General features: G+C 69.5%; 14 protein-coding genes and 1 riboswitch. Of the genes, 9 read left to right on the forward strand and 5 right to left on the reverse strand.

Going from position 1 to position 15,005, the window contains the following annotated elements; all coding sequences use genetic code 11:
• Window positions 1-312: 312 nt before the first annotated feature.
• Both V7Z82_RS16995 and V7Z82_RS17000 read right to left on the reverse strand, forming a co-directional pair.
• The gene (locus V7Z82_RS16995) at window positions 313-1,500 is read right to left on the reverse strand and encodes an N-acetylglucosamine-6-phosphate deacetylase (protein ID WP_334152913.1); all 1,188 of its coding nucleotides are present in this window, start codon (window positions 1,498-1,500) and stop codon (window positions 313-315) included.
• Window positions 1,497-3,017 carry a family 20 glycosylhydrolase gene (locus V7Z82_RS17000; protein ID WP_334152914.1) on the reverse strand — a complete coding sequence of 507 codons (1,521 nt, stop codon included), beginning with the start codon at window positions 3,015-3,017 and terminating at the stop codon, window positions 1,497-1,499. Before V7Z82_RS17000 ends, V7Z82_RS16995 begins: the two co-directional genes overlap by 4 nt.
• A gap of 53 nt (window positions 3,018-3,070) precedes the next feature.
• Window positions 3,071-3,155, forward strand: a riboswitch (ZMP/ZTP riboswitch).
• A 38-nt stretch (window positions 3,156-3,193) separates the two neighbouring features.
• Here V7Z82_RS17000 and glyA point away from each other — a divergent pair.
• A complete protein-coding gene (gene glyA / locus V7Z82_RS17005) occupies window positions 3,194-4,468 on the forward strand; it encodes a serine hydroxymethyltransferase (RefSeq protein ID WP_334152916.1) in 1,275 nt (424 codons plus the stop codon).
• Window positions 4,465-5,343 carry a bifunctional methylenetetrahydrofolate dehydrogenase/methenyltetrahydrofolate cyclohydrolase gene (locus V7Z82_RS17010; protein ID WP_334152917.1) on the forward strand — a complete coding sequence of 293 codons (879 nt, stop codon included), beginning with the start codon at window positions 4,465-4,467 and terminating at the stop codon, window positions 5,341-5,343. Before glyA ends, V7Z82_RS17010 begins: the two co-directional genes overlap by 4 nt.
• Before the next feature lie 77 nt (window positions 5,344-5,420).
• Here V7Z82_RS17010 and V7Z82_RS17015 read toward each other — a convergent pair whose 3' ends face one another.
• Complete coding sequence (locus V7Z82_RS17015) at window positions 5,421-5,972, reverse strand: hypothetical protein (protein ID WP_334152918.1); 552 nt, start codon at window positions 5,970-5,972, stop codon at window positions 5,421-5,423.
• Window positions 5,973-6,118: 146 nt separating this feature from the next.
• Here V7Z82_RS17015 and V7Z82_RS17020 point away from each other — a divergent pair, with 146 nt between their 5' ends.
• From V7Z82_RS17020 to V7Z82_RS17050, 7 genes are all read left to right on the forward strand, one after another.
• On the forward strand, window positions 6,119-6,883 hold the full coding sequence (locus tag V7Z82_RS17020; protein WP_334152920.1) for a helix-turn-helix domain-containing protein: 765 nt from the start codon (window positions 6,119-6,121) through the stop codon (window positions 6,881-6,883).
• Window positions 6,884-6,968: 85 nt separating this feature from the next.
• A complete protein-coding gene (locus tag V7Z82_RS17025) occupies window positions 6,969-7,961 on the forward strand; it encodes an ABC transporter substrate-binding protein (protein WP_334152921.1) in 993 nt (330 codons plus the stop codon).
• On the forward strand, window positions 7,958-8,998 hold the full coding sequence (locus V7Z82_RS17030; RefSeq protein WP_334152922.1) for a FecCD family ABC transporter permease: 1,041 nt from the start codon (window positions 7,958-7,960) through the stop codon (window positions 8,996-8,998). The genes V7Z82_RS17025 and V7Z82_RS17030 overlap by 4 nt, the downstream gene beginning before the upstream one ends.
• Complete coding sequence (locus V7Z82_RS17035; RefSeq protein WP_334152924.1) at window positions 8,995-10,017, forward strand: FecCD family ABC transporter permease; 1,023 nt, start codon at window positions 8,995-8,997, stop codon at window positions 10,015-10,017. The genes V7Z82_RS17030 and V7Z82_RS17035 overlap by 4 nt, the downstream gene beginning before the upstream one ends.
• Window positions 10,017-10,835 (forward strand): siderophore-interacting protein, encoded by an 819-nt coding sequence (locus V7Z82_RS17040; protein WP_334152926.1) that lies wholly within the window; start codon window positions 10,017-10,019, stop codon window positions 10,833-10,835. Before V7Z82_RS17035 ends, V7Z82_RS17040 begins: the two co-directional genes overlap by 1 nt.
• A complete protein-coding gene (locus tag V7Z82_RS17045) occupies window positions 10,832-11,620 on the forward strand; it encodes an ABC transporter ATP-binding protein (protein WP_334152928.1) in 789 nt (262 codons plus the stop codon). The genes V7Z82_RS17040 and V7Z82_RS17045 overlap by 4 nt, the downstream gene beginning before the upstream one ends.
• 90 nt (window positions 11,621-11,710) lie before the next feature.
• The gene (locus V7Z82_RS17050) at window positions 11,711-13,054 is read left to right on the forward strand and encodes an anaerobic C4-dicarboxylate transporter family protein (protein ID WP_334152929.1); all 1,344 of its coding nucleotides are present in this window, start codon (window positions 11,711-11,713) and stop codon (window positions 13,052-13,054) included.
• Window positions 13,055-13,098: 44 nt separating this feature from the next.
• On the opposite strand, the gene V7Z82_RS17055 is transcribed toward V7Z82_RS17050, so the two are convergent.
• Together V7Z82_RS17055 and V7Z82_RS17060 are read right to left on the reverse strand one after the other, a co-directional pair.
• A complete protein-coding gene (locus V7Z82_RS17055; RefSeq protein WP_334152931.1) occupies window positions 13,099-14,187 on the reverse strand; it encodes an N-formylglutamate amidohydrolase in 1,089 nt (362 codons plus the stop codon).
• 33 nt (window positions 14,188-14,220) lie between these two features.
• Window positions 14,221-14,940, reverse strand: coding sequence for a DUF6882 domain-containing protein (locus tag V7Z82_RS17060; RefSeq protein WP_334152933.1), 720 nt, complete (start codon window positions 14,938-14,940; stop codon window positions 14,221-14,223).
• Window positions 14,941-15,005: the final 65 nt, after the last annotated feature.

Genomic DNA, 15,005 nt, shown 5'->3' on the forward strand with positions numbered 1-15,005 from the left:
AGAATCCCAGTTCAGGTAGGACTTCTGTCGGAGGCCTCGAAGAAACTTCAAAAAAGTCTCGGATATCGCGTAATGGATCGGGACACGCTTCGTCTCATCCCATAGAGACAGCCGTGAGGAACTTCACCGGGGGGCGAAGTTCTGGCGCTGGTGCCGGGGGCAACCGCACCAGCCGAGCGGGTCGAGCGCCTCGGGGGAGGAGTTCTCGGCCCGCTCGCTCTGACTGCGGAAGGGCCACCGGATTCTGGGGAAACGGTGGCCCGCATCGCAGTCGTACGACCGGAGAGCGCAGAGCTGCGCGTCGTCTCGCGATCAGCGGACGGAGCCTCGCACAGAGAGGCGCCCTCCCTGCCAGACGCGGACGACGCGCAGCTCTCCATCCAGCAGCACGGCATCGCCGAGTCGGCCGTCGCGCAGGGTGCCGAGCTCGGCATCCATCCCAATCGCCTTCGACGGCGTCTCGGTCAGCGCCTGCACGGCAGCGGCCAGCGGAACGCCGGCGTGCACCGCCCGTTGCAGCGCCACGTCCTGCGTCAGTGTGGAACCTGCGATCGAGCCGGTGTCATCGGCGCGCGCGATGCCGTCGGCCACCGTCACGCTGACGGCGCCGAGGTCGTAGTGGCCGTCGGCGCTGCCGGCGGCAGCCATCGCATCCGTGATGAGCGCCACGCGCGCTGGCGCCGAGGCGAACAGCAGAGCGATGATCTGCGGATCGAGATGCACGTCGTCGGCGATCGCCTCGAGCACCACTCGATGATCCGCGGCGGCGGCCAGCACCGGTCCGGGCGCGCGGTGGTGGATGCCCGGCATCGCGTTGAACGCGTGGGTCAGGATCGATGCCCCAGCCTCGAAGGCGGCACGGGCCATGGCGGCATCCGCATCCGTGTGGCCGACCGCGGCTGCGGCGCCGGCAGCGACGATCAGTCGGATCGCGTCGAGTCCTCCCGGCAGTTCCGGTGCGATCGTGACCTGGCGGATGGTGCCGCGCCCTGCCTCGAGCAGGTGCTCGACGTCTGCGGCAGCGGGTGCCAGGAGCAGCGACGGCTCATGGGCGCCGTGATGCCCGGGATCGAGGAACGGCCCCTCCAGATGCGAGCCGAGGATGTCTGCATCCGTCTGCATCAGATCGGCGATCAGAGCCACGTTGCGGGCCAGGTCGTCCAGCGGAGCGGTGACGAGCGAGATGACGGCTCGGGTCGTGCCGTGCTCGAGGTGCAGCGCGCGAGCGGTGCGGATCGCGTCGACGCCGTCATCGAAGGATGCTCCTGCGCCGCCGTGTCCGTGGATGTCCACGAATCCCGGGGTGAGGATGGCTCCAGGTCCTGCGGCCTCGGTCGCATCGACGACCTCGTCGGCCTCGACCCAGTCCGTGCCGGTGCCGCGCGCGACGACGCGGCCGTTCTCGATCCGGATCCAGGCGTCGTCGACGAGCTCGCCGCCGTCGATCAGGCGTGCGGAGTGGATGACCAGCGAGCCGGTCGAGGAGGAGTGCACGGTCATCGTTCGCTCCAGGGGACGTCGTCGGAGGCGTGGAAGTCGATCGACTCAGCCTTCCACAGCGGCGCGAGCGAGCCGAGCCGGATGCGGAACGACTCCCAGGTGCGATCAGGCGCCTGCTTCGCCGACCAGGCGATCTCGGCCTGCGCAGCGGCGCGCGGGAAGACCAGCTGCTCGACATCGCTGAGCGTGCGCGTCGTCTCGGACCACAGCGGCGCCTCGACGCCGAGGATCGCGGTGTCGGGCACATCGAGGATCGCGGTGGGCTCCCACTCATAGGAGGACCGCACATCGATCACGGCTGCCCAGGTCAGGCCGAGCGGGAAGTCGGGGGTGTACTTCATGTCGAGGTACGCGACATCGGCGGTCGACATGATGAGTGATCCGCCGCGGGCGACGAAGTGCGCGGCCTCTTCTGCGTGCGTCCCCTCGGGCGTCGTCCTGCCCCAGTACTGGCCGATCGTGCCGGAGGCGATGAGCGCTGCCGCGCCGACCTCGTGCCAGGCGACCGGTGTCTTTCCGGCATCGACCACGATCTGCGTCGCGCGCTCCACGAACAGGTCGAAGTCGGCCTGCGGGGTGCCGAGCGACTCGTCGCCGCCGATGTGGATGTACGGCCCAGGGGTCATCTCGGCGAGCTCGCGCACCACGTCGCGAACGAAGTCGTAGGTGCGCTCGTCGTGGATGCGGACGCTGGAGTGGCCGACGCCCCAGCCGAGGTAGCTCTCGCCGGCGACGGGCAGCGGCTGCCCGAGGCGCTCGGACTCGGCGATGAGTCCGTCATTGAGCACCGGTGCCTCGACGAGCTCGGGATAGGCGACGCCGATCGCGTGCGTGTGCCCGGGCAGGTCGATCTCCGGGATCAGGATCATGTGCCGGGATGCCGCGTACTCGACGAGCTCGCGGTAGTCGTCCTTCGTGTAGAACCCGCCGCGGTCGCCGCCTGCTGCGGTCGAGGACGACAGCTCGGTGAGCAGCGGCCAGGAGTCGATCTGCACGCGCCAGCCCTGGTCGTCGCTGAGATGCAGGTGCAGGCGGTTGAACTTCAGTGCGCTCGTCGCGTCGATGAACTTCTTCACCTCGGCCACGTCGAAGAAGTGCCGCGTGACGTCGAGCATGACGCCGCGGTGCTCGAACCGCGGGCTGTCGGTGATCTCGGCGCGGATGATGCCCCAACCGTCCTCGTCCTCGCGGAAGAGCTGGCGCAGGGTCTGCACGCCGAAGAAGAGTCCTGCCTCGTCGCCGCCGACGATCTCCGCGTTCTCGCCGATCCGGAGCGTGTAGCCCTCCGCCGGTGCGGCAGCAGGGTCGACGCGCAGGACGATGTCGCCCTCGGTCGGTTCGCCGTCGATCGTCGAGGCCAGGCGGATGCCGCTGCGGTCGGCGATCGCATCGATCAGCTGGGCGACCACCGGCGAGGCTCCGAGCACGCGCGACGTCGCGCCGACCGGCATCCGTCCCTCGCCGGCGACGGCGACGGCGGGGAGTGGAACCAGGGGGAGGGAATGGGGAAGGACCATGAACAAAACCTATCGTGCGGGGGACTCGGGGCACAGGGCGAATCCGCTATGCTCGTAACCGTCGCGACTGGCGTCTGGGTGGACTACCACCGGGGAGCGACTGACCACGGAATTCGACCGCGCGCCTGGGCCGATTGGTACACCCTTCGAATCCGTTGTCAGAGGAGCATGTCATCATGACCGACCGTTATTTCAACGCCCCGCTTTCCGAGGTCGATCCCGAGATCGCGCAGGTGCTGGATCGCGAACTGAAGCGCCAGCAGACCTTCCTCGAGATGATCGCATCCGAGAACTTCGTGCCCGTCTCGATCCTGCAGTCGCAGGGCTCGGTGCTCACGAACAAGTACGCCGAGGGCTACCCCGGTCGCCGCTACTACGGCGGCTGCGAAGAGGTCGACGTCGCGGAGGAGCTCGCGATCTCGCGCGCCAAGAGCCTGTTCGGCTCGGAGTTCGCGAACGTCCAGCCGCACTCCGGCGCCTCGGCCAACGCAGCGGTGCTGCACGCCATCGCCCGCCCCGGCGACACGCTGCTCGGCCTCTCGCTCGACCAGGGCGGCCACCTCACGCACGGCATGAAGATCAACTTCTCCGGCCGTCTCTACAACATCGTCGCGTACGGCGTGAACCCGGAGACGTCGGTCATCGACATGGACGAGGTTCGTCGCCTGGCGATCGAGCACAAGCCCAAGGTCATCATCGCCGGCTGGTCCGCCTACCCGCGCACGCTCGACTTCGCAGCGTTCCGCGAGATCGCCGACGAGGTCGGGGCCCTGCTCTGGGTCGACATGGCGCACTTCGCTGGACTGGTCGCCGCGGGCCTGCACCCGAACCCGGTGCCCCACGCGCACGTCGTCTCGTCGACCGTGCACAAGACCATCGGCGGCCCGCGCTCCGGCTTCATCCTCACGAACGACGCCGACATCGCCAAGAAGATCAACACCGCCGTCTTCCCGGGCCAGCAGGGCGGACCGCTCATGCACGTGATCGCCGCCAAGGCGACCGCGTTCAAGCTCGCGGCCACCCCGGAGTTCGCCGAGCGTCAGGAGCGCACGCTGCGTGGTGCCGCTCTCATCGCCGAGCGCCTCTCGCAGCAGGATGTGAAGGATGCCGGTATCGGCGTGCGCTCCGGCGGCACCGACGTGCACCTCGTGCTCGTCGACCTGCGCGATGCCGCGATCGACGGCAAGCAGGCCGAAGACCTGCTGCACGACATCCGCATCACGGTGAACCGCAACGCGGTGCCGAACGACCCGCGCCCGCCGATGGTCACCTCCGGCCTGCGGATCGGCACCCCGGCGCTCGCCACGCGGGGATTCGGCGACGCCGAGTTCACCGAGGTCGCCGACATCATCGCCCTCGCACTGCTCCCCGGTGCCGACGTCGAGTCGCTCCGTGCACGCGTCGACGCGCTCGCCGCCGGCTTCCCGCTCTACCCGGACCTGCAGCAGTGACCGCGAAGATCCTCGACGGCAAGGCGGCAGCGGCCGAGATCAAGGCCGAGCTCACCGAGCGCGTCGCGGCGCTGAAGTCCAAGGGCATCACGCCGGGCATCGCGACCGTGCTCGTCGGGGCCGACCCCGCATCCCAGCTCTATGTCGGGATGAAGCACCGGCAGTCCGAAGCCGTCGGCATGAATTCGATCCAGCGCGAGCTGCCGGCCGACGCCACGCAGGCGGATGTCGAGGCGCTGATCGACGAGCTCAACGCCGACCCGGACTGCCACGGCTACATCGTGCAGCTGCCGCTGCCGAAGCACATCGACACCGATGCGATCCTCGAGCGCATCGACCCGGCGAAGGATGCCGACGGACTGCACCCGACCAACCTCGGTCGGCTCGTGCTGAACGTCAACAGCCCGATCCACACCCCGCTGCCGTGCACGCCGCGCGGCGTGATCGAGCTGCTGCTGCGCAACGACTACGACCTCAAGGGCAAGCACGTGGTCGTCGTCGGACGCGGTGTCACGATCGGACGCTCGATCGGGCTGCTGCTCACCCGCCGGGACCTGAACGCAACGGTCACGCTCACGCACACCGGCACGGTCGACATGCCGAGGTACCTGCGCGAGGCCGATGTCATCGTCGCCGCCGCCGGCGTGAAGCACCTGATCCGCGCCGAGGATGTGAAGCCCGGCGCCGCCGTGCTCGACGTCGGCGTGACGCGCGAGAGCGATCCGGAGACCGGCAAGAGCCTGGTCTTCGGTGATGTGCACCCCGACGTGGCCGAGGTCGCCGGCTTCATCTCGCCGAACCCGGGCGGTGTCGGCCCGATGACGGTCGCGCTGCTCATGACCAACGTGGTCGAAGCGGCCGAGCGGCTCGTCTGACCGGTTTCCTTCAGACGCAGAACGGCGCCCATTCCCTCGTGGACGGGCGCCGTTCTCGGTCTGCGGGCGCGTCGGGCTCAGCCGAGCTCGTCGAGCATCCGTCGCTGCTCCGGGGTGAGCCCGTCCTGCAGCTCGTCGCGAGCTGCGGCGGTGTCCCTGGTCTCGCGCGTGGGGGAGGAGGGAGCGGTCCTGGCTCCGCCCTTCACGCGCGCCTGCACGGCGTCGTACACCTCAGACGCCTTCGCGTGGAGTCGGTCGTCGATCCGGTCGTAGATCACCCAGCCGAGGAGCAGGAGGAGCGGCGGGAGCACGTAGCCCCAGAAGCTCGAGGATCGAACCCCGCTCAGCCAGACGGTGAGCACCCAGACGATCAGCTCGACCACGTACACGAGCACGTACTGCACGACCTTCTCGCCGGCTCTGGTCCGGTCGGCTGCCGACTTCGCGGCCGATCTGCGGAAGGCCGAGCGCAGCAGGGGCTTCACGAACAGCGCGGCGAGCGTGAGGATGATCGCGGCCCAGAGGGCGTTCCATCCGACCGACACTCCACGCAGCAGCAGACCGATGAGCAGCAGCACCGCGACGTTGAACACGTAGAGCGAGACGAACCGCACGATTCCGTTCTTCATGGGAAACAGAATCCCACACCCCGGCACGCGGCACAGCCCCGGCGTCCCGGCCGTGGCGGGACTGCCGACGGCGACAGTCGTACACTGAGGCTCCGGGACGAGGATGCCGCGGCCCACTCACTCCCCCCGTAGCCCTGGAGCCAGACATGACGATCGACCTCGATCCGCTCCTGGACTCGGTCGACATCCTGACCACCTCCGACGGTGCGCACTGGCCGGCTCACGTGCACGACGATCATGAGCTGCTCTCCGCCATCACGCGCTCGGTGACGGTGGTCACGCCGGAGGCGGTGTACATCGCCCCTCGGGGAACGAGCATCTGGATCCCGGCCGGCGTGGTGCATGAGGTGACCGCCGCGCCGGGCAACAGCATGCGATGCACCTGGTTCGAGCCGGAGGTCGGCGCTGTGCTCAACAGCCGCGTCGTCGTGACCGCCGTGCCGCCGCTGCTCGACGAGGTGCTCGCGCAGCTCTCGCGATACACGGACCCAGGACGACGGGCTCGAGCCGAGGCGTTCGCGCTCGATCTGCTCGGAGATGCCCGCGACGCCGAGGACGGACTGCCGACGCCGTCGACCCCGTGGCTTCGGGCGGTGACGGATGCGCTGGTCGCATCGCCGGCCGATCGTCGCACCGTCGATGCGTGGGCAGCAGGATCGTCGGTGAGCGTCCGCACCTTCACTCGGCAGTTCGCCGCAGAGACGGGGATGTCCTTCTCGCGCTGGCGCGCCGAGCTGCGCCTCCGTCTCGCGATGTCGATGCTCGCGAACGGGATTGATGTGGGGCGCACTGCGCGCACGGTCGGCTTCGAATCGCTCGCCGCATTCTCGGCAGCCTTCCGCCGACGCACAGGGGTGTCACCGCGGATCTTCGCCCGTACGCACGGCTCCGTGACCGATTCGCACGTATAGTCGACCGATCGGCGCAACTCCGGCCATCGAATCGGCATCCGTGGGAGGACATAATTAGGTAACCCTTGCCTAATTGGAGATTCCCTTGCGCCCTTCCCCGCGCCTGCGAGCCGCGCTCGCCGCAGCCGTCATCGTGCCCCTCTTCCTCACCGCGACCGCCTGCGCGTCCGACCCCGGATCCTCTTCTGCGGATGCCGCGGACGGCGACACCATCGTGGTCGACTCCGCCTATGGCGAGGTGACCGTTCCGGCGGCACCGGAGCGGGTCGCCGCGATCTCGTACGACACTCCGTGGCAGGTCATGTCGCTCGACGTCCCCGTGGTCGCGACCATCGACTACAGCGCGTGGATCGAGGGATACACCGAGGATCAGCAGGCGTACATCGCCGACGCCGACAAGGTCGGCACCTACGGCGAGATCAACTTCGAGGCGCTCGCCGGCGCGAAGCCCGATGTGATCCTCGGCGATGCCTATGAGGTCGACGAGGCGACGTTCACCAGGCTCAGCGAGATCGCGCCGACCGTGATCGTCGGCGGCGGCGAGCGCGGCGACTGGAAGACGATCACCGAGGAGATCGCCAGCGCGCTCGGCGAGCACGACGCCTGGGAGGAGGCGAAGTCCTCGTACGAGGCGCGTCGAGACGAGGTCACGTCCCAGTACGCAGAGGTCATCGCAGCCAATTCGTGGGCGAACTTCTCGCTGGGCGACGAGCCGGGTCAGTTCTCGATCCAGCTGCCCACCGGCGCCACAGGCAACCTGATCGTGAACGAGATGGGTCTCGCCTACGGTGACGGCATCCCGCTCGAGGACGAGAGCGGCTCGGGCTACGCGACGTTCTCGCTCGAGCAGCTCGGCACGATCCTGGACGGCGTGACCGTCGGGCTCACCTTCGAGAACCCGGACGGCAGCACCTCGCCGGCGATCCAGGAGATCATCGACAGCGACCTGTTCCAGCAGCTCGAGATCGCGACGTCCGACCACGTCTACGGTCTCGCCACGAACGTGACCGACTACCGCAGCGCGGAGGAGTGGATCGACGAGCTCACGAGCAAGGTCCTCGAGCCGCTGTCGAAGTGACCGGCGTCGTCCCGGATGGGCGACGGACGCTCCGCCGCCCATCCGATGCGGTCGTGCTCCCGATCGTCGTGCTGCTGCTGGTCGCCGCGATCTCGATCAGCATCGCCGTCGGACCGCGCACGCTGACGTTCGACGAGCTCGTCGCCGCGCTGACCGCGCCGACCGGTACCGAGACCGATCTCATCGTCCGCGATGTCCGACTGCCCCGAACGCTCATCGGCATCGCGGCGGGCAGCGCCCTGGCGGTGGCCGGCGTCATCATGCAGACGCTGACCCGCAACCCGTTGGCCGAGCCGGGTCTCCTCGGCGTCAACGCCGGAGCATCCCTCGCCGTCGCGGTCGCGATCGTGGTGCTCGGCATCAGCGACTTCGGCTCGACGATGTGGTTCGCCTTCGTCGGCGCAGCACTCGCCAGTGCGCTCGTCGCCGTGATCGGCGGGGTCGGGCGCAGGGCATCGATCGGGCGTCTCGCCCTCACCGGCGTCGCCATCGGCGCCGTGCTCTCAGCGGCGACGTCAGCGCTCAGCCTCATCGATCCGCACGCGTACCAGGCGATGCGGTTGTGGGGCGCCGGTGCACTCGGCGGACGCTCGCTCGACGCTGCGACGCTCACGCTGGTCATCGTCGCGGTCGGGCTCGGGCTCGTCGTCCTGATCGCCCCTGGGATCGGCCTGCTCGCCCTCGGCGAGGACACAGCCAGAGCGCTCGGCGGACGCGTGGGAGCTGCGAGGCTCGGCGGCTTCCTCGGGATCGTGATCCTGTGCGGCGCGGCGACGGCGGCGGCAGGACCGATCGCCTTCGTCGGACTGCTCGTCCCGCATGCGCTCCGTGCGGTGTTCGGACCCGACACCCGGCGGCTGCTGATCTACAGCGCGCTCGCCGGCCCCATCCTGCTGCTGTGCGCCGATGTCATCGGCTCGACGCTCATCGCCCCTCGGTCGATACCTGTCGGCGTGGTCACGGCGTTCCTGGGCGCGCCGGTGCTGGTCGCCCTGGTGCTCTCGCGTCGCGTGCAGACGGACGGAGCGCCCTCGTGATCGCGGGTTCGATCGTGTCGGCGCCGCGCGCCGTCTCGCGACGGCGCGGCATCATCTGGGCGCTCTCCGCGCTCGCCCTGCTCGTGCTCGCGATCGCGGGACTGAGCCTCGGCGAGGCTGCGATCCCGGTCGGTGACGTGTTCACCGCGCTGCTCGGCGGTGGCGACGGGGGCACACGCCTCATCGTGATCGGCTGGCGGCTTCCCCGAGTGCTGCTGGGGGCGGCGATCGGCGCGATGCTCGCCCTGTCCGGTGCGCTCTTCCAGGTGATCACCCGCAATCCGCTCGGCAGCCCCGACATCCTCGGATTCTCGGCAGGCTCGTACACCGGTGCGCTGCTGGTGATCATCGGCGGCTCGGTCAGCACCGCGGCGCTCACGATCGGCGCGGTCGGCGGCGGCATCGCCTCAGCCGCACTCGTCTTCGCCCTCGTCGCGTGGCGCGGCGCCGACGGTACGCGGCTCATCATCGTCGGCATCGCGCTGACCGCCATGCTCGGCGCGGTGAACACCATGATCGAACTCGCGGCGGACGACGTCGTGTCGCGCAGCGCCGCGATCTGGGGCGCCGGATCCCTCAACGGCATCGACGGGCGCTGGATGCCGGTCATCTTCGTCACCCTCCTGCTCGGCGCGCTCGCGACCGCCTGGCTCGCTCCGGCGCTGAATCTCTTCGAGCTCGGCGAGGACCGCGCGGCCTCGCTGGGCGTGCGGCCGGTGCATCTGCGGCTGTCGGCGATGCTCGTCGGCGTGATCCTGCTGGCAGTCACGATCGCCGCCGCCGGGCCGATCTCGTTCATCGCGCTCGCGGCACCGCAGATCGCCCGACGGCTGTGGCGCAGCGGTCCGATGCCCTTCGCGGCGTCGGCGATGACCGGGTCAGTCCTCCTCGTCTTCAGCGATCTGCTCGCGACGCGGCTGTTCGCCCCGACCATGCTTCCCACCGGTCTCGTCACGATCGGGATCGGTGGACTCTACCTCGCCTGGATGCTGTCCGGCGCGAACCGAAGGAGGCGCTGATGCGCACCGATGCTCCCGTCTACACGGCCGAGGTGGTGTCGCGCGACATCGTCACCCCGAAGATGCTGCGGATCACCCTCCGCGGCGCTCGGACAGACATGGGGGAGCGGTTGGTCTCGAGCGGACTGCCTGACGAGTTCTTCGGTCTCTGGCTTCCCACCCAGGACGGCGCGGTCAAGCGGTACTACACGGTGCGTGCGTGGCGGCCCGACCTCGACGAGCTGGACATCGACGTCGTGGTGCATGCGCATGGCCCGGCCACGCAGTGGGCGCGTGCTGCGCGTGCAGGAGACCAGGTGGGGTTCGATCATCCCCGCGGGCACTACCGGGTGCCGGCGGGGACCGAGCGCGTGCTGCTCATCGGCGACGCCACAGCGCTTCCCGCGATCGGACGCATCCTCGAGGAGCGCTCGGGATCCCATCCGCCCATCGAGGCGATCCTCTCCGTCGACGACCAGCAGGATCGGCAGGAGCTGCCGTTCCGAGCAGGCGACGTGGTGCGGTGGGTCGGGGCTGACGAGATCGCTGCGGAGACGATCGCGGCGACAGCGGATGCCCCGGACGCCACCTACCTCTGGTTCTCGGGTGAGGCCACCGCGATGCGCGAGATCCGGCGGCACGTCCGTCACACCCTGCAGTGGCCGACGTCGCAGTACATGACGATGGGGTACTGGCGGCGCGACGAGGAGCGCTGGGCCGCGAGATTCGCGCGCCAGACCGAGCTGGAGCCGCAGCTCGTGTCGATCTGGGAGAACGGCGAAGACGAGGAGACGCAGCGAGACCTCGCCGACGCGCTGCTCGCGAGGTACGGACTGTGAGCGACACGGCGTTCGACATCCGCGGGCTGTCCGCTGGATATCCGCACGGACGGGCGATCTCCGTCGACCTCGACCTCACGATCGAGCGCGGTTCGTTCGTCGCGATCATCGGTCCCAATGCGTGCGGGAAGTCCACGCTGCTGCGGACGATCGCGCGTCTGCTGCCGGCTCTCTCCGGCGCGGTGCTCCTGGACGGCCGGGACATCCGCACCCGCGGTGCCAAGGAGCTGGCGCGCGAGCTCGGTCTGCTGAGTCAGTCTGCCGAGGCGCCGGACGGCATGCGCGTGGCCGATCTCATCGCGCGCGGCCGGTACCCGCACCGACGCCCGTTCTCCGCCTGGAGCGCGGACGACGAGCAGGCCGTGCGCAATGCGATGGAACGGACCTCCGTCGTCGACCTGGCGGATCGGCCCGTCGACGAGCTCTCCGGCGGACAGCGCCAGCGGGTGTGGCTCGCGATGGCGCTCGCGCAGGAGACCGAGGTGCTGCTGCTGGACGAGCCGACGACGTTCCTCGACATCACCCACCAGCTCGACATGCTCGACCTGTTCCGGGCGATCAACCAGGAGCAGGGCGCGACCGTGGTCGCCGTCCTCCACGACCTCAATCAGGCGGCGCGGTACGCGGATCGGATCGTCGCGATGCGCGACGGCGAGATCGTCGGTGCGGGGACGCCGGACGAGGTGCTCACCCCGGACGTGATGCGTCGAGTGTTCGATCTCGAGTGCACGGTGATCGCCGATCCGGAGACGGGGACTCCGTTGATCGTGCCGCGCCGGCGGTAGCCGCTCCGATTCGCCTCGTCGGAGGTGCCCCTCGGAATTCCCTCGCCTGACCAATATGCTGACCGCAACGTCCCCGGCGAGAGGAACCCAGTGGACATCGCACTGTTCGTCATCGAGTTGCTGGTCGTCCTCGGCTGTATCGTCATGGGCACCCGCTCCAGCGGAGTGGGCCTCGGTCTCTGGGGCGGCACGGGCGTCGCGATCCTGGTCTTCGTCTTCGGGCTCTCTCCGGGCTCGCCGCCGGTCGACGCGCTGCTCATCGTGCTCTCGGTGGTGCTCGCAGCATCCATGATGCAGTCCGCCGGGGGCATCGACTGGATGGTCTCGGTCGCCGCGAAGCTGATCGCGCGCAACCCCAAGCAGATCACGCTCGTCGCACCGCTGGTGTCGTTCCTGTTCTCGGTGGGGGCCGGTACCTCGAACATCCTCTATCCGCTGCTGCCGGTGATCCAGGACCTCTCCTACCGCAACGGCATCCGACCGTCGCGTCCGCTCTCGCTCTCGGTGGTCGCGACCGGTGTCGCGCTCGCCTGCAGCCCGGTGTCGGCGGCGATGGCCGCGATGGTCACGCTCACCGACACCGCGCCCTGGGACTTCGAGCTCGTCGACATCCTGAAGGTGACCATCCCGGCCGCGATCGTCGGCATCGTGGTGTCGAGCTTCTTCGTGAACCGCCTCGGCAAGGACCTTGCAGACGACCCCGACGTGCAGGCGCGCATCGCCAGGGGCGAGCTCGCGCCGCCCCGCGCGGATGCTGCCGAGATCAAGGCCGACGTCACGGTCACCGCGGCCGGTCGCAACGCGGCGGTGATCTTCCTGCTCGGCGTCGCCGCGATCGTCGTGTTCGGTCTGTTCAAGGGGATCCGCCCGCTGGACGCCGCCGGCGACCCCGTCGCCATGACGCCGATCATCGAGATCGTGATGTTCCTGGTGGGCACGCTGATCCTCGTGGTGTCGCGGCCGAAGGTGGCCGAGATCCCGACCATGACCGTCTTCAAGGCGGGCATGGTCTCGGCGATCGCGCTGTTCGGTCTCGCGTGGCTGACTGACACCTTCCTCACCGCGCACTCCGAGCTCATCTCGAGCAGCGTCGGCGGCTGGGTCAGCGCCGCACCGTGGATCTTCGCGCTCGGTGTCTTCCTGGTCTGCGTGCTGACGACCAGCCAGTCGACGGCGACGAGGACCATCGTGCCGATCGGTCTCGCCGCCGGCATCCCGCTCGGACTCCTCAGCGGCATGTGGGCCGGGGCGTTCGCCGGCATCTACCTGCTGCCGACCAACGGCTCGCAGATCGCCGCGGCGAACTTCGACACCTCCGGCTCCACGAAGCTCGGCACCAAGCTCGTCGACCACTCGTTCTTCGTGCCGACACTGATCCTCGCGGCGACCACGATCGCGTTCGGCGCCCTGTTCGGGGTGCTCTGGGGCGGCTGAGCGCCCGCAGCACCGCCCGCGCCCGAAGCGGTCGCCCTCTCGGCTCAGAGCGCGCGGTAGAGATCCCAGGAGCGCCGGCAGGCCTCGGCGACCTCTCGCACGTGGGCCGGGTCCTCGGTGATCCAATCGGTGCCTGGCCGGTGCAGCTCTTCGACCGCGGCGTCGCCGAGCAGGTACTCCCGCAGGAACTCTGCCTGCACGGCGTCGAGGGTGAGGGCGGCTTCCTCGGCGACGTCCGCGAGCTCGCGGAACCGGCGTCCCGCTGCGATGATCTCCTGGCTCCCGAGGTACGGCGTGTTGAGTGCGACGGCATCCGGCCGCTCGACGCGGAAGCCGGCGCGATGCGCATCCGCCAGGGCCCGTGCCCGCTCCGGAGCCATGGTCGGGGGATCGGTGGGATCACGCTCGTCGCCGCGGGTGTCGCCGCGATTCGACAGCGCTACGACCATCGGCAGTCGATCCCGCTCCGCCCGGGCGACATTCACTGCGCCCTCGCGGGTCGTGGTCGTGTTCATGGTGTCGTGGAACGACAGTCGGGTGAATCGACCGCCGGTGCGCAGCTTCTCGGTGATGAACCGCTCGGTCAGCGCATCCCTGGTTCGCTCGTACACGCCGAGCCCGCGCTCGCCGACCTCGACGAAGGTCTGCACGAGGCGCTCGCGCTCGGCTTCGTCATCCGGCACCTCGAGGATCGGGAAGAACGAGAACGTCACCGGACGGATCGCATCGACGCCGGTGAGGTCGACCTTCTGCCAGGCACCTGCCGCACGGGTGCGCTCGATCGCGGCCGTGAGGTCCGCGGCGATGTCCACTGGCCGTGCCCGGTTCGGGTCGCGCACCAGGCGAGGATGCGGGTTCAGGACGGCGACGACGCGGGGGTCGGTGCCGGCCCACTCGCGCACGATCGCATCGGTGGCCACGTCGGTGAAGTCGTACTGCAGTCGACGCGTGAGCGCGGGGGAGAGGAACGGCAGCAACTCCTCCGGGATGCGCGCGCCGGCGTGCGGGCAGCTCACCAGCACATCCGCATCTGCGATGGCCTGCTCGAGGGAACGCCTGCCGCTGTCCGCGAAGACCGTGATCTCCTCCGCCGAGAACGTCCGTCCGGCGGGGATGAGGTCGAGGTCGCTCATGCGCTCATGGTAGCCGCGCGGTGCGGCCGGCGGTCAGGAACCTGCGAGCGTGCTCTCGATCCCGACGATGCGGGCCTGCTCGTCGAAGCGGAACGTGGCCGAGCCGGACGCGTCGACGACCGTCGCGCCCGAGAACGCCTCGTCGGTCCAGGTCAGGGTCCAGTTCGCGAGGCGAGCGAGGTCCCAGACCGAAGTGCGGGCATCGCTGAGCGAGAGACCGGAGAGCAGACGCGGCAGCGCGATCACGGCATCCGCCACCGTCAGCGGGGGGAGCGGAGCGTCGAGCAGGAACACGGCCCGCGTGCCGCCGCCGACCGGCGCCGAGTAGTACGGAGCGCGTCCGGTGAGCTCGACCGCGACGCCGCCGACCACGTGCGCCGCCTGCGCGATCCAGTCCTCGTCGGCCGACGCGTCGGCGGGGAACGGGACCTCGGGCGACGTCAGCTCCGCGATGCCGTGCTCAGCACCGTACGCGTGCAGCTGTGCGGCCACGCCCTGGGCACCGCCCTGCGGGTGCGCCCAGGCCCACAGCATCGACCGGGGGCCCGGCGCGATCGTCGCGATCAGGTGCGCACGGGCGACGAGCTGACGGCTCGGGTCGTCGTTCGCCGTGAACGTGAGGGTGCCTGCGGTCATGTCGGCATCCCACCGGTGCTCGCCGAGCGCGTCGGCCGCGGTCGAGAGGGCATCCTGACGGAGCGCGGTGAACAGGGCGGCACGGTCGGCGAGGGGCTGGAGCGCGGCGAAGGTCATGACCACAGTCTTCCCCGGATTGCTATGAATCCGCCAGAGCGAGGCGGGTCGGATCCGGGGTCGGG

It is taken from the genome of Microbacterium sp., assembly GCF_036823965.1.
Classification (GTDB): domain Bacteria; phylum Actinomycetota; class Actinomycetes; order Actinomycetales; family Microbacteriaceae; genus Microbacterium.